Genomic DNA, 13,094 nt, shown 5'->3' on the forward strand with positions numbered 1-13,094 from the left:
GATGAGTAAAGTGGTCTTCGATTTTAATCACATCCCGGATTTAGCCACCTTTTATGGCGAGTTTGCACGTCAGTTTGTGCTGAGTGAAAGCTTTGGTGCCAATCTGGATGCGCTCTGGGATGAAGTCACCGGTGGGATAAAATTGCCGGTGGAAATAGATTTTACCAACCTGTCTGCTGGGCGAAAACGGCGCTTTGGTGCGCTGATTTTGCTGTTTGAGGAAGCAGAGGAGGAATTGGACGGCGGGTTGCGTTTCAACGTGCTGGAAAGGCCGGTTGAATATAAGCACCCTGCGTAACCGGTCATGAAAAACAAAAAGCCACCATGATGCATCACGGTGGCTTTTTTCATTCACTGGGCAGAGTGGATCACATATCTTTGGTTTCGGCCAGCTCGCGCAGATATTGAAAAATCTGACGATAGGATTTTGGCGGTTTATTGGTCGCCTTCTCTTTTTGTGCATTGCGGATCAGAGCACGCAGCTGCTGGCGATCGGCATCTGGATAGAGCTCCAGCACGGAAGGGATCACGTCATCGCCTTCTTCTACCAGACGGTCACGTAGTACTTCCAGCTTATGGAATAGCGAAACCTGCTGGTTGTGACGATTCTTGAGTTTGTCCAGTGCCGTAGTGATCGGTTCGACCTCGCGCGAGCGCAGCATTTTACCAATCAGTTGCATTTGGCGGCGGCGGCCCTCCTTTTTGATCTTCTGCGCCAGATCGATCGCGGCGCGTAAATCTTCGTCCAGCGGCAGTTTGTCCAGCGAGTTCTTGCCTAAGTCGACCATCTCCTGACCCAGATCTTTCAGGGTTTCGGCGTCACGCTTAATTTCGCTTTTGCTGACCCAGATGATCTCGTCATCTTCTTTGTTCTCGTTTTCCGGAACAGCATCGGACCAGTCGTCAATTTTCTTTATCATGGGGCGCTTTCTCTTTTCGGGAATACCCGTTGAGATATTCCTGTCAGCTTGATTGTGCTTTATTGCATGGCGGCATTATGCATGGTTATGCCTCAATCCTCCACGTTCTGTTAAACTGATTCTTATATTTACCCAAAAGCATTCGAGTTGCATCAAAGCGGCAACTGAAGGAATCCCGATGAGCTTACTTCAGTAAGTGATTCGGGTGACTGAAGGCAGCTAACGCCGAGGCAGCTTGAAGGATGACGGGTATAACCCTTTTTCTCATAAGTGATGACAGTGATGAACGTAGTCAATCAAGTGGCACAACAGCGTAAGACACTGGAACAGGCCGTAGCTCAGGCTTTGGAATTGGCGAAAGTAGGTTCAGATGCGGCTGAAGTAGCGGTCAGTAAAACCACCGGTATTGGGATCAGCACCCGCTTTGGCGAAGTCGAAAACGTCGAGTTCAACAGCGATGGTGCGCTCGGTATTACTGTTTATTATCAGAACCGCAAAGGTAGTGCATCCTCAACGGATCTCAGCGCTGATGCCATTTCGCGTACCGTGCAGGCCGCGCTGGATATCGCCCGTTTTACCTCGCCGGATCCGTTTGCCGGTGTTGCCGATCGTGAGACGCTGGCGTTTGATGCGCCTGATCTTGACCTGTTCCACCCGACCGAGCTGGATGCCGATCGCGGTATAGAACTGGCTGCGCGTGCTGAGCAGGCAGCGCTGGCTGCTGACAAGCGCATCACCAATAGCGAAGGTGGCAGCTTCAACAGCCATTATGGCATCCGCGTTTTTGGCAACAGCCACGGTATGTTGCAAAGCTATTGCTCCACCCGCCACTCTATTTCTGCCTCGGTGATTGCTGAGCATGAAGGCGATATGGAACGTGATTACGCTTACACCATCGCCCGCAATATGAATGATCTGGCTAATCCTGAGTGGGTAGGTGCAGAATGTGCCCGCCGTACGCTGTCGCGCCTCTCTCCACGCAAATTGCCGACGATGCACGCACCGGTGCTGTTCGCCGCCGAAGTGGCAACCGGTTTATTCGGTCATCTGGTCGGCGCTATCAGCGGCGGCAGCATTTACCGGAAATCTTCATTCCTGCTTGATAGCCTTGGCAAACAGATCCTGCCGGAATGGCTGACCATTGAAGAGCATCCGCATTTGTTGCAGGGTTTGGCATCGACACCGTTTGACAGTGAAGGCGTGCGTACCGAGCGCCGCGATATCATCAAAGATGGTGTGTTACAGAATTGGCTAATGACCTGCTACTCCGCCCGCAAGCTTGGCTTGCAAACCACCGGTCACGCAGGCGGTATCCATAACTGGCGTATTGCCGGTCAGGGTGACGATTTCGCCGGTATGCTGCGCAAGATGGATAAAGGTTTAGTGGTAACAGAATTGATGGGCCAGGGCGTCAGTGGTGTGACGGGTGATTATTCTCGCGGAGCGGCCGGTTTCTGGGTGGAGAATGGTGAGATCCAGTATCCGGTGAGTGAAATCACCATCGCCGGTAATCTGAAGGATATGTGGCGTAATATGGTCAGTATTGGCAGTGATATAGAAACCCGTAGCAACATTCAGTGCGGCTCTGTACTCCTGCCACAAATGAAAATCGCTGGCGAATAACGCCTATTTACTTATCATTGACGCAGTGTCTGCCTGGTCGCTGCGTCGATTCTTTTGTACTTATCTTTACAAAAAAATCGTGCCACTTTCTCCTTCCTCAGCCTATTTTTAGTAAGCCTTACAAGTAATGTCGTTTTTATCCAATAAGACTTAAAACAAGCGAGAATAAATATGCGTAAACAATTGATGGCGTTAGCAGTAGTAGCAATGTTAGGCAGTAGCACGGTCGCGCTCGCGGCAGATTTAGAATCGGATATGAATACCATTTCCGATAACTACAGCAAAGTGCTGAAAACAGACAATGCCAGCGACTTCACTGCCGCTCTTGCCAACATGAAAGCGGCGGCTCAGGACGCGAAAAAAGCCACGCCGCCGAAATTGAAAGGTCAGGATGCCAATAGCCCGCAAATGCAGGATTACCATAAAGGTATGGATACGCTAATCAGTCAGATCGACAAGGCTTCAGAGCTCGCGAAAGCGGGTAAGATGGATGAGGCGAAGAAAGAGGCCGAAGGGTTTAAAGCTACTCGTAATGAGAATCATAAGAAATTTAAGTAGTCTGTTCGGTCACTGAAATATACAGGGCTCAGCATGCTGAGCCCTTACGTGATCTATATTAGCGACGCAGCTCACCGCTTGCTTCCGGCTGGAACAACAACTCAAGTACTTCGATCCGGCTCTCTTTGCCGTTAGGCATTGTCCAGGTAATGTTGCTGCCGACGCGCAGGCCAAGCAGTGCCGCGCCGAGCGGTGCCATTACGGATAACTGCTCGTCGGTGTCCTTCAGTGCCGCAGGGTACACCAGCGTACGTATATGTTCTTCGCCTTCTTTGCCTTCCGTAAAGCGCACCTTACTGTTCATCGTCACGACGTCGGCAGGCATATCCTGCGGCGGCAGGATTTCAGCGCGATCCAGTTCTTCGTTTAGGGCCTCTGCAACCGGGTTGTTGGCGTAAGTCGGTTTCGCCAAGAGGGTATCTAAACGTTCTGCATCAAGCTCATTGATGGTCAGGGTCGGTTTGCTCATAGCATTTTTCCTAGTTTCCTTCTATCTCGCCATCCGCAGGGATGGCGTAGGGATCGGCAGGGTTGCCGGTTGTTAAAAAGCAACACCCCCGCGCATCTGCGCAGGGGTGTTGATGTTTTCATGTTCTATCCTCTGATACTAGGCGGAGATAGCCGAAAATGGAAGCGCTGTTCTCTCTATTCAGTGCTGCTAAAACTCTTATTGTCAGTGAAATACCCTGAGTACCTGCCGTCGTGGCAGTCATATCCCCAGATTAACCTCAGTTTTGAGAATGTGATCCGTTTAGGTCACCGCATTTCCAGTTCGAACTGGAAAAAAACCGGCTACACAGGAAATGATCTTAGGGTTAGGGTAAATGCAGATGATTTTTGCATGGCAAGGAAAAAGGTGACCGCGAGTGAAAAACGCAACCGCATCTGTTAATAAAACAGGGAAAATTGATTTGGAAGACGCAGAAGCAACCATAGATAAAGTGCTGAAAGATATTCAGGTGATGTTAAATGCCGAAGATATTTACACCAATGATGTTCAGCAGCAGATGTTAACTTCACATGTAAAGGCAATGGTATTACGTTCTATTACCGGGGAACCATTACCTGAGGTTGATAAAGAGCTTTTCGACGAAATATCCGCAGATTCTATGCGAATGGCCGAACAGGTGGTTGACCTGTTTGGGAACTTACCGATTGAGGAGGCATATTTACTCTCGGTGCATTTCGAAGTCGCGAAAGATAACAATTCATAACTATTTGTCTTTTTAATAATTTATCTGGAGAAAGAGATCATGGGAAAAATTACTGTTGTTATCGGCGACCGTTTAGGCAAAGGCCAGAAAGTGGCAGCAGGCGTTGAAGCTGCGGGTGGCAGAGCCGTCGTGGTGCCTGGCGTTGCAGCGGACATGAAGTTAGGCGACGTGATGAAAGCAGAAAATGCCACTTTTGGTATCTCTTTCTGTGGCAGCGGCGGCGCAGGTGCCATCACCGCGCAAACTAAATATGGATATAAAGCAAAATACGGTATGCGTTCCGTAGATGAGGGTGTCACTGCAATTAATGAAGGCTGTAATGTATTAGGCTTCGGATTTATGGATAAAGAAGAGCTTGGGACACGATTGGTTGAAGCTTATATCAAGAAATTTGGCCAGCCGTAATGAAACAACAACTAACGACGACTGTTCGGGTTGAGGGAAAAGGCGAAAATAAGGCTGCCGCCTTTTCTGCTGCACTGAGTCAGGTGCAGCGGAACGTTCTTAAATCCACTCAAAATATTTTGCTACGTATTGAGCCGCAGGACGTCAAAGTCATTACGGCTGAGGAGACGATAAAGAGAGAAAAATTCCTGTTCTTTTTTCTGGCCAGGGAAAGGAAAAGTTATTACGTAGCCTTAGATATTACTGTCAATATGACCGTAATTAATACCGATAAGGTAGTTTTTGTCACTAAATAAGGGTCATTCTTTTCGGAGAAGATGCTCTAAAAATATAATCTATACCCTAAGACTATTCGATTTTCACCAACGCGAAAATTGCATGACGAAAGGTATATAAATGACAAGGATATACTGATGTTCCTAATTATTTTATTTAAGTCGCTTATTATCGGCGGATTGGTAGGTGTGGGCGTAGGTGCAGGTGCTGCACGTATGTTCCACGCACCAAACGTGCAAGGGATGGGGGCTTTTCGTACTCTTGGGGAGTTAAATTCCTGTGAAGGCGATCCAGCTTCGCATTTCTCATTCGGTTTAGGCTTCTTCTTCAACGCTTGGGCTTCTTCTGTTGCAGCGGGCTCGTTCACACAAGACGTAGACCACCGCATCATTCCTCACTGGGCTGCTGCCGCGATAATGGTGAAAAACCGTAACGTTGCTGAAACCCTGCATGATCCACGCAAGATGGCTATCGCCGGTGCTGTTATCGGCATGATTGTCGTGGCTTTTCTGAATACTACTGCTTCTGCTGTACCTGCATCGCTTCAGGTGACGGCGGTGAAAGTGCTGGTGCCTGCAGCCAACCTGTTGGTTAACACCGTGATGCCAGTGATTTTCTGGTTGGCGGCGATTGACGCAGGGCGTCGCTCCGGTTTCTGGGCCACCATTTTTGGTGGGTTGTCGCAGATGATCATGGGTAATGCTGTTCCGGGTCTGGTGCTGGGTATCCTGATCGGTAAAGGCGTTGAAGAGGGCGGCTGGAATCACGTCACTAAAGTGATGATGGCGGCTATTATCGCGCTGTTCGTGCTCAGCGGGTTCTTCCGCGGCTTCGATGTGAAACTGCTGCAATCATTCATGTTGGACGTTCCAACATGGTTGAACGGTATTCACAACTCTCTTAGCGGCAAGTAACTTCGCGAATAAATAGAACTGGAGCACATGACAATGGAAGAACAAGCCAAAAGTGGTTTCTGGTACGCCGAGTGGTCTTTCCCGATTTTCGTCGGGTTACTCTCCTCCGGCGTGTTTGCCGGGACGCACATGTACTACCTGTACGGAATTGGTGCTTTTAACGAAGTGGCATTTGTCTCGATGCTGCGTGCAGGCATGGACACCGGTGTCTACGGGGCAGTTGCGGCCTTCGGTGCCAGCTTCCTGTTTGCTCGTATTATCGAAGGTTCGCTGGTGGGGATCCTCGATATCGGTGGCGCGATCCAGACCGGTATCGGCCTCGGTGTCCCGGCGATGCTACTGGGTGCCGGGATCATCTTCCCGGTCGCCAACTTCGCGGCGTCTCTGGTAACGGGCCTGATCCTCGGTCTGGCAGTGGGTTACATCATTATTCTGGCGCGTAAATTTACTATCAACCAGAGTAATTCGACCTACGGGGCTGACGTGATGATGGGCGCAGGTAATGCCTCTGGTCGTTTCCTGGGTCCGTTGATTATTCTCTCTGCGATGGCTGCCTCGATCCCTATCGGCCTGGGCTCATTGCTCGGTGCGCTGGTGTTTTATATCTGGCAGAAACCGATCACCGGCGGCGCAATCCTTGGTGCGATGATCCTCGGTGCGATTTTCCCGGTAGCGCTTTAACAGATAATAAGCAGGTAAATCAGGTGCCGGAGAGCGTTTTCTCCGGTGCCCGTTAGCAGAGTAAACAGTGCAGCAAAGGTCGGGTGGCCGCTGTTACTGCAATGTGTTTACGGAGAATGTCATATGTATGACCTGATAATCCGACAGGCAAAAAGCCCAGACGGCAGCCTGACTGATATTGCAATTCACGACGGTAAAATCGTTGCTATCGGCCCGCTGGACTCCAGCACGACCGCCAACCACATTCTCGATTTGCACGGCAAGGTTTTCGCCAGCGCCGGATGGATCGACTCCCATGTCCACTGTTACATCAAATCGCCTATTTATTATGACGAGCCTGATTTAGTCGGCGTCGCAAGCGGTGTCACCACGGTAATTGATGCGGGCAGCACCGGCGCGAATGACGTCGATGACTTCTATCAGCAGACCCGTCAGGCAAAAACCAACGTCTTTGCTTTCCTCAATATTGCCCGTACCGGCATCGTGACGCAAAACGAACTGGCGGATATGGCGCAAATTGACAAGGTTGGCGTGCGTGATTCTATTGCCCGTAATCCTGGTTTTATCATCGGTATTAAAGCGCGAATGAGCAGCAGTGTGGTCGGTCAGAACGGCATCAAGCCGCTGGTTCGTGCCAAGGAAATTCAGCAGGAAAACGGCGGTCTGCCGTTGATGGTCCACATCGGTAATAACCCGCCAGACCTTGGTGAAATCGCCGACTTATTAACATCAGGTGACATCATCACCCACTGCTACAATGGCAAACCGAACCGTATTTTGTCGCCGGAAGGCGTGCTGCGAGGCTCGATAAAACGCGCGCTTAGCCGCGGTGTACGACTTGACGTCGGCCATGGCAGTGCCAGCTTTAGTTTTGAAGTGGCGGAACTGGCTATCCAGCAGGGCATTACGCCACACACCATCAGCTCTGATATTTATTGCCGTAACCGCGTCAACGGGCCAGTTCATAGCTTGGCTGCGGTGATGTCTAAATTCTTTACCGTCGGCATGTCACTGGAGCAGGTGATTGATTGCGTTACCTGCAATGCTGCCGACGCGCTCCGCCTGCCGTCCAAAGGGCGCCTGCAAGTTGGCGCTGACGCTGACCTGACGTTGTTTGAACTCCAGCATGCGCCGAAGGTGTTCCTTGACTCTGAAGGCTTTTCAGTGACCGGTGAGCATCATCTCGTCCCACTGGCCGCCGTGGTGGCAGGCATAACCCTATTCACTGATGAAGGGAGATCAAGTGATGTCTTCGAATGCTAATCTTTATGAAAAATACAATTTAAAACAAGTCATTAACGCTTCCGGCCGTATGACCGCGCTGGGGGTTTCTACCCCGCGTGCCGAAGTGGCTGATGTTGTTAATACCGGTCTGAATCACTACTTCGAAATGAAGGATTTAGTCAACAAAACCGGCGCGTACATCGCTAAATTGCTCTGCGTTGAAAATGCCGTCGTGGTGTCCTGCGCGTCTGCCGGTATTGCGCAATCCGTCGCGGCTGTGATTGTGAAAGACAACGCCTGGTTGCTGGAAAATCTGCACGCGGCACCGTTGGACTTGCCGCACGACATCGTGCTGCCGAAAGGTCACAACGTTAACTATGGCACACCGGTACAGACCATGGTGCTGATGGGCGGTGGCAAGGTAGTGGAAGCCGGTTATGCCAACGAATGTTCAGCTGCGCAGCTCGCTGCGTGCATTACCCCACGTACTGCTGCCCTTTTGTATATCAAGTCGCATCACTCGGTGCAGAAAAGCATTCTGTCGGTTAGCGAAGCCGCGGCCGTCGCCCGTGAACACAATATTCCACTGATCGTCGACGCGGCAGCTGAAGAAGATCTGACCTGCTATTACAACATGGGTGCTGATCTGGTGATCTACAGTGGTGCCAAAGCCATCGAAGGCCCGACCAGTGGCCTGGTGCTCGGCAAACATCAGTATGTTGAGTGGGTGAAATTGCAATCTGGCGGTATCGGCCGGGCGATGAAAGTCGGCAAAGAGGGCATTCTTGGCTTAACTCAGGCGATCGAAAGTTATATTACGCTGCCGAAAACCACCGGTCAGGAAATGGTCGATAAGATGACACCCTTTATTGAAAGCTTGAACCAAATCAATGGTGTTACTGGCCGCGTGGTGTGGGACAGCGCCGGGCGAGATATCGCGCGTACTGAAATCACCTTCGACGAAGCGGTGTTGGGCTGGAAAACTAAGGATATTGTCGATGCGATGAAAAATGGTGAGATTGCCATCTACTTCCGCGGTTACCGTGCCAACGAAGGCAAAATTGAAGTCGATGTGCGCAGCGTGACGCTGCCGCAACTCACTATCGTTGCCAATCGTTTTAAACAACTTTTCAGCGGAGAAAAAGCATGAAGTTGACCCCGAATTTCTACCGTGACCGCGTGTGCCTGAACGTATTGGCAGGTTCCAAAGATAATGCCCGCGAAATTTATGACGCCGCTGAGGGTCATGTGCTGGTGGGCGTGCTATCTAAAAATTACGCGGATGTACCCAGCGCCGTCGCGGACATGAAAGAGTACGCCGCGCTGATTGAAAATGCGTTGTCCATCGGCCTGGGTGCTGGTGATCCGCGCCAGTCGCTGATGGTCAGCCAGATCTCACAGCAGGTTCAGCCGCAGCATGTGAATCAGGTGTTCACCGGCGTAGGCACCAGCCGGGCATTGCTTGGTCAGAGTGACAGCGTCGTTAACGGATTGATTTCGCCAACTGGCAAAGTCGGCTGGGTAAAAATCAATACCGGACCGCTGAGCGCTACCTTTGCTGATGCCGTTGTGCCGGTAGAAACCGCCATTGCGCTATTGAAAGATATGGGCGGCAGTTCGGTAAAATACTTCCCTATGGGCGGCCTGAAAACCCGTGATGAATTTGCCGCTGTGGCCCGCGCATGCGCGAAGCATGACTTCTGGCTGGAGCCGACCGGCGGAATAGATTTGGAAAACTTCGAGCCGATTATGGCAATCGCGCTGGAAGCGGGCGTCAGTAAAATCATTCCCCACATCTACAGCTCAATTATTGACAGCAATAGCGGCAACACCCGCCCTGATGATGTCAGAACTCTGCTGGCCAGTGTCAAAAAACTGATCGGTTGAGATAAGCAATATGTCCTTCCGCGCTGTGAGCTGTCTGCGCTGTTAAATATCCGGCGTCCGTCCCTTTAGCGGGCAGCGCCAGATCCCTCGTTTATCTGGCAATCCCTTTAAATTAAGGAAAGGTATGAGAAACTGGCTACTGATTTCAGGTTTAACATCCGCGATGCTGGCGATGTCTGCCACACCGCTTTATGCAGCAGAAAAAAACATGACGCAAACTCCTCATTACGCGTATGTCGGCACCTATAATCCGAATGGTGAAGGCGTTTACCGCTTCAAATTCGACAGTAAAACCGGTGCGCTAACCGAGCGCGTACTGGCCAGCCAATTGCCGAATCAGGCCCAGATGGTCGCGAGTCACGATGGTAAAACGCTGTTTATCGGCAGTGAAATTGACACCTACAACGGTGGTAAGAACGGTGCTATTGCGGCCTATAAGATCAATCCACAGGATGGCAGCCTGACGTTGATTAACCAAGTGGATTCCCAGGGAGCGGGCCCGGTATATCTGTCGCTGACGCCGAAAGGCGATCGCTTACTGGTGGCAAATTATATCAGCGGCGTGGTGGCAACCTTCCCGGTAGACGCCAGTGGTAAGTTGAGTGACGCCAGCGATCATCAGCAAGATTCCGGGCCGGCCGGCGCAGGCAAACCGGCCGCGGCCGCCGAAGGCAGTTTCGCGATCAGCGACCACAATGGCCCGCATGCACACATGATTGCTACTGACCCGAGTGGCAAATTCGTCTTCTCAACCGACCTCGGTCTGGACCGCATTTACCAATGGGAATTGGACAGTTCCAGTGGCAAGTTGCAGGCTAATGATCCGGCGTTTATCAACGCGTCTTCACCGGGCGCAGGGCCACGTCATTTTGTGTTCCATCCGAATGGCAAGGTAGTGTTTCTGATTAACGAAGAAGCTTCTACGTTGACCAGCTACCGCTTTGACAGTACCAAAGGCACCCTGACCCAGTTACACATGCTGTCATCTCTGCCGGCCAATTTCAAAGGTACCAACTTCGCCGCTGGCATCGTGCTGAGCAGAGACAGCAAACATCTGTACGTCGCCAACCGTCTGCACAACAGTATTGCGCAGATCAACGTGACCGGTGAGGGTGCAATGACCTTTGGCGAGGAGACCTGGACTCGTGGGGATTATCCACGCACCCTCAACGTCTCACCGGATGGAAAATATATTTACGCGATGAATCAACGAAGCGATAACATCACCAGATTCAAGGTTTCGTCTGGCAGCGGTAAATTGACCTTCGTTGATGATTACACGCCAGTGGGCAGCCCGTCGCAGATGGTCATTGTTCCCTGATCGGTAATGCATCAGAACTCAATCCCTCCCCCTGAAACCTCACCCGGTTTTAGGGGGAGGGACATTGGAAAGAAAATGAGGCAACCATAGTGAGATTTCCCTATCAACGACTGGCCCATTTATTTGATGCGCTACAGGCTGAAACGCTGCCGCAGGAGGAGCTGGCGAAACGCCTGGACGTCTCGACTCGCACGGTGCGTGCTGACATTACTGCGCTTAATGAGATCATGGAGCAGTATGGTGCGTCGTTCGTGCACAACCGTGGCAGCGGGTATCAGCTAAAAATCGATGATCCGACGCTGTTCTCCGCCCTGAAAGAGACCCGTAACCGCCGTATCAGCCCAACCCCACGTACCGCCTCTGAACGGGTAAATTACCTGCTCATACGTTTTTTGACCTCAGCTTTTTCACTTAAGCTGGAAGATCTGGCCGATGAATGGTTTGTCAGTCGGGGAACCCTGCAAAATGATATGGCTGAGGTCAGGGAGCATCTGGCGCACTACCACCTGAGCATTGAAACTAAACCGCGTTACGGTATGAAGCTATTCGGTGTTGAACTGGCAATCCGCGCCTGTCTGACCGATTTACTCTTCCAACTCGATGGTGAGGAGCAGACCAATCCGCTGCTGAAAACCGAAAGTCTGGAGCGTGAGGCACTGGCACCACTGACCCATTTTATGCATCAGTTGCTGTCCCAGTCGCCAATCCAACTGACTGACGAAGGCGAGCAGTACTTGATCCTGTACTGTGCGGTGGCGATTAAACGCATTGCCGGTGGCAATCCGCTGACTGACTTTGATGCGGAGGAGGGTGATCCGGCGGTGCGACAGGTGTCCGTTTGCCTGGCGGCTGAACTGAAGTCAATGGTGGGCAAAGAGATCCCAGCGGCGGAAGAAGCCTATTTGCGGGTCAATATTGCGGCGCGGCGGGTGCAGAATATTTTGCCGACCGACATTAATGCCGACGACGAAGAATCGCTGGTGGATTACATTCTTTCGTACATTAATGCGCACTATAATTTTGATTTACAAGGTGATAAACAGCTACGCGCCGATCTACTCACCCACATTAAAACCATGATCACCCGGGTTAAATACCAGATCAATATTCCTAATCCCTTGCTAGGCAACATCAAGCAGCACTATCCGATGGCTTATGACGTGACGCTGGCGGCGGTATCCAGCTGGGGAAAATACACACCGTATACACTCAGTGAGAACGAGATCGGTTTTCTGGTGCTGCACATTGGTGTTGGGTTGGAACGGCATTACAACATTGGCTACCAGCGCCATCCGCAAGTCATGCTTGTGTGCGATACCGGCAACTCGACTATTCGCATGATCCAGGCCCAGATCAGTCGTAAATACCCGCAGCTGGTGTTGACGCAGGTGGTGTCACTGCGTGATTACGAGAAGCTCGGACACGTCGACGAAGATTTCATTATCTCCAACGCGCGCATCAGTGAGAAAAACAAGCCGGTGGTGGTGTTGTCGCCTTTCCCGACGGAATACCAGATGGAGCAGTTAGGCAAGCTGGTGTTAGTAGACCGCACGCGGCCCTACATGTTGGAGAAGTTCTTCGACGAAAAACATTTTATGATCATCGACGAACCCATGACTCAAGCACAGCTATTCCATAAAGTGTGTCGCCAGCTGGAAGAGGAAGGTTACGTCGATGCCGAGTTTTATCCTTCCGTTGTCGAGCGTGAAGAGATAGTGTCGACCATGCTGGGTGAAGGTATCGCGCTGCCGCATTCACTCGGTTTGCTGGCCAGGAAGACCGTGGTGATCACGCTGCTGTCGCCGCAGGGGATCGCGTGGGGAGAGGGGCAAACCGCTCACGTGATTTTCCTGTTGGCAATCAGCAAAGCAGATTACGAAGAGGCGATGGCGATTTACGATCTGTTTGTGACGTTTGTGCGGGAGAGGTCGATGAGCCGTTTATTGAGCAGTTCTAATTTCGAAAGCTTCAAAGCGATTGCTATCGATTGCCTGAGCCGAATCTAGCCATCCTCGTCATCCTTCAAGCGGTCTCTGCGTTGGCTGCCTTCACTCACCCCGGTCACTTACTG

General features: G+C 51.3%; 15 protein-coding genes. 13 read left to right on the forward strand and 2 right to left on the reverse strand.

Annotated features, from left to right (window positions below; translation table 11 throughout):
• The first annotated feature begins 1 nt into the window (after window position 1).
• Window positions 2-298: a barstar family protein gene (locus tag ACMV8I_RS12890; protein ID WP_498865612.1), complete on the forward strand. Its 297-nt coding sequence runs from the start codon at window positions 2-4 to the stop codon at window positions 296-298.
• A 70-nt stretch (window positions 299-368) separates the two neighbouring features.
• Here ACMV8I_RS12890 and yjgA read toward each other — a convergent pair whose 3' ends face one another.
• Window positions 369-920 (reverse strand): ribosome biogenesis factor YjgA, encoded by a 552-nt coding sequence (gene yjgA, locus ACMV8I_RS12895; RefSeq protein ID WP_498865613.1) that lies wholly within the window; start codon window positions 918-920, stop codon window positions 369-371.
• A 282-nt stretch (window positions 921-1,202) separates the two neighbouring features.
• Between yjgA and pmbA the strand changes: the two genes are divergently transcribed.
• Together pmbA and cybC are read left to right on the forward strand one after the other, a co-directional pair.
• Complete coding sequence (gene pmbA, locus ACMV8I_RS12900) at window positions 1,203-2,543, forward strand: metalloprotease PmbA (RefSeq protein WP_498865614.1); 1,341 nt, start codon at window positions 1,203-1,205, stop codon at window positions 2,541-2,543.
• Window positions 2,544-2,714: 171 nt separating this feature from the next.
• Window positions 2,715-3,101, forward strand: coding sequence for a cytochrome b562 (cybC, locus tag ACMV8I_RS12905; RefSeq protein WP_498865615.1), 387 nt, complete (start codon window positions 2,715-2,717; stop codon window positions 3,099-3,101).
• 58 nt (window positions 3,102-3,159) lie between these two features.
• Here cybC and rnk read toward each other — a convergent pair whose 3' ends face one another.
• On the reverse strand, window positions 3,160-3,570 hold the full coding sequence (rnk, locus tag ACMV8I_RS12910; protein ID WP_498865616.1) for a nucleoside diphosphate kinase regulator: 411 nt from the start codon (window positions 3,568-3,570) through the stop codon (window positions 3,160-3,162).
• A 436-nt stretch (window positions 3,571-4,006) separates the two neighbouring features.
• Between rnk and ACMV8I_RS12915 the strand changes: the two genes are divergently transcribed.
• From ACMV8I_RS12915 to ACMV8I_RS12960, 10 genes are all read left to right on the forward strand, one after another.
• The gene (locus tag ACMV8I_RS12915; RefSeq protein WP_498865706.1) at window positions 4,007-4,315 is read left to right on the forward strand and encodes a glycine dehydrogenase; all 309 of its coding nucleotides are present in this window, start codon (window positions 4,007-4,009) and stop codon (window positions 4,313-4,315) included.
• Window positions 4,316-4,354: 39 nt separating this feature from the next.
• Window positions 4,355-4,720 (forward strand): glycine-rich SFCGS family protein, encoded by a 366-nt coding sequence (locus ACMV8I_RS12920; protein WP_498865617.1) that lies wholly within the window; start codon window positions 4,355-4,357, stop codon window positions 4,718-4,720.
• Window positions 4,720-5,016: a DUF4312 family protein gene (locus tag ACMV8I_RS12925; RefSeq protein ID WP_498865618.1), complete on the forward strand. Its 297-nt coding sequence runs from the start codon at window positions 4,720-4,722 to the stop codon at window positions 5,014-5,016. The genes ACMV8I_RS12920 and ACMV8I_RS12925 overlap by 1 nt, the downstream gene beginning before the upstream one ends.
• Before the next feature lie 117 nt (window positions 5,017-5,133).
• Window positions 5,134-5,910 (forward strand): DUF4311 domain-containing protein, encoded by a 777-nt coding sequence (locus ACMV8I_RS12930; protein ID WP_498865619.1) that lies wholly within the window; start codon window positions 5,134-5,136, stop codon window positions 5,908-5,910.
• Window positions 5,911-5,943: 33 nt separating this feature from the next.
• A complete protein-coding gene (locus tag ACMV8I_RS12935) occupies window positions 5,944-6,591 on the forward strand; it encodes a DUF4310 family protein (RefSeq protein WP_498865707.1) in 648 nt (215 codons plus the stop codon).
• A gap of 123 nt (window positions 6,592-6,714) precedes the next feature.
• Window positions 6,715-7,854 (forward strand): amidohydrolase/deacetylase family metallohydrolase, encoded by a 1,140-nt coding sequence (locus ACMV8I_RS12940; protein WP_498865620.1) that lies wholly within the window; start codon window positions 6,715-6,717, stop codon window positions 7,852-7,854.
• Window positions 7,838-8,965, forward strand: coding sequence for a DgaE family pyridoxal phosphate-dependent ammonia lyase (locus ACMV8I_RS12945; RefSeq protein WP_498865621.1), 1,128 nt, complete (start codon window positions 7,838-7,840; stop codon window positions 8,963-8,965). The genes ACMV8I_RS12940 and ACMV8I_RS12945 overlap by 17 nt, the downstream gene beginning before the upstream one ends.
• Entirely contained in the window at window positions 8,962-9,702 is a 741-nt protein-coding gene (dagF, locus tag ACMV8I_RS12950) for a 2-dehydro-3-deoxy-phosphogluconate aldolase (RefSeq protein WP_498865622.1), read from the forward strand. Before ACMV8I_RS12945 ends, dagF begins: the two co-directional genes overlap by 4 nt.
• Window positions 9,703-9,826: 124 nt before the next feature.
• Complete coding sequence (locus ACMV8I_RS12955) at window positions 9,827-11,023, forward strand: lactonase family protein (RefSeq protein ID WP_498865623.1); 1,197 nt, start codon at window positions 9,827-9,829, stop codon at window positions 11,021-11,023.
• An 89-nt stretch (window positions 11,024-11,112) separates the two neighbouring features.
• Window positions 11,113-13,029 carry a BglG family transcription antiterminator gene (locus ACMV8I_RS12960; RefSeq protein WP_498865624.1) on the forward strand — a complete coding sequence of 639 codons (1,917 nt, stop codon included), beginning with the start codon at window positions 11,113-11,115 and terminating at the stop codon, window positions 13,027-13,029.
• Window positions 13,030-13,094 lie beyond the last annotated feature (65 nt).

Origin of the sequence: Ewingella sp. S1.OA.A_B6, assembly GCF_049889095.1 — a bacterium.
In the GTDB taxonomy this organism is placed as follows: domain Bacteria; phylum Pseudomonadota; class Gammaproteobacteria; order Enterobacterales; family Enterobacteriaceae; genus Ewingella.

What these genes read in the sequence shown, in the direction of transcription:
- ACMV8I_RS12930 (WP_498865619.1), top strand. Translation starts at nt 5,134, where the DNA reads ATGTTCCTAATTATTTTATTTAAGTCGCTTATTATCGGCGGATTGGTA.
- ACMV8I_RS12925 (WP_498865618.1), top strand. Translation starts at nt 4,720, where the DNA reads ATGAAACAACAACTAACGACGACTGTTCGGGTTGAGGGAAAAGGCGAA.
- pmbA (WP_498865614.1), top strand. Translation starts at nt 1,203, where the DNA reads ATGAACGTAGTCAATCAAGTGGCACAACAGCGTAAGACACTGGAACAG.
- ACMV8I_RS12945 (WP_498865621.1), top strand. Translation starts at nt 7,838, where the DNA reads ATGTCTTCGAATGCTAATCTTTATGAAAAATACAATTTAAAACAAGTC.
- ACMV8I_RS12920 (WP_498865617.1), top strand. Translation starts at nt 4,355, where the DNA reads ATGGGAAAAATTACTGTTGTTATCGGCGACCGTTTAGGCAAAGGCCAG.
- rnk (WP_498865616.1), bottom strand. Translation starts at nt 3,570, where the DNA reads ATGAGCAAACCGACCCTGACCATCAATGAGCTTGATGCAGAACGTTTA.
- dagF (WP_498865622.1), top strand. Translation starts at nt 8,962, where the DNA reads ATGAAGTTGACCCCGAATTTCTACCGTGACCGCGTGTGCCTGAACGTA.
- ACMV8I_RS12955 (WP_498865623.1), top strand. Translation starts at nt 9,827, where the DNA reads ATGAGAAACTGGCTACTGATTTCAGGTTTAACATCCGCGATGCTGGCG.
- ACMV8I_RS12935 (WP_498865707.1), top strand. Translation starts at nt 5,944, where the DNA reads ATGGAAGAACAAGCCAAAAGTGGTTTCTGGTACGCCGAGTGGTCTTTC.
- ACMV8I_RS12940 (WP_498865620.1), top strand. Translation starts at nt 6,715, where the DNA reads ATGTATGACCTGATAATCCGACAGGCAAAAAGCCCAGACGGCAGCCTG.
- ACMV8I_RS12890 (WP_498865612.1), top strand. Translation starts at nt 2, where the DNA reads ATGAGTAAAGTGGTCTTCGATTTTAATCACATCCCGGATTTAGCCACC.
- yjgA (WP_498865613.1), bottom strand. Translation starts at nt 920, where the DNA reads ATGATAAAGAAAATTGACGACTGGTCCGATGCTGTTCCGGAAAACGAG.
- cybC (WP_498865615.1), top strand. Translation starts at nt 2,715, where the DNA reads ATGCGTAAACAATTGATGGCGTTAGCAGTAGTAGCAATGTTAGGCAGT.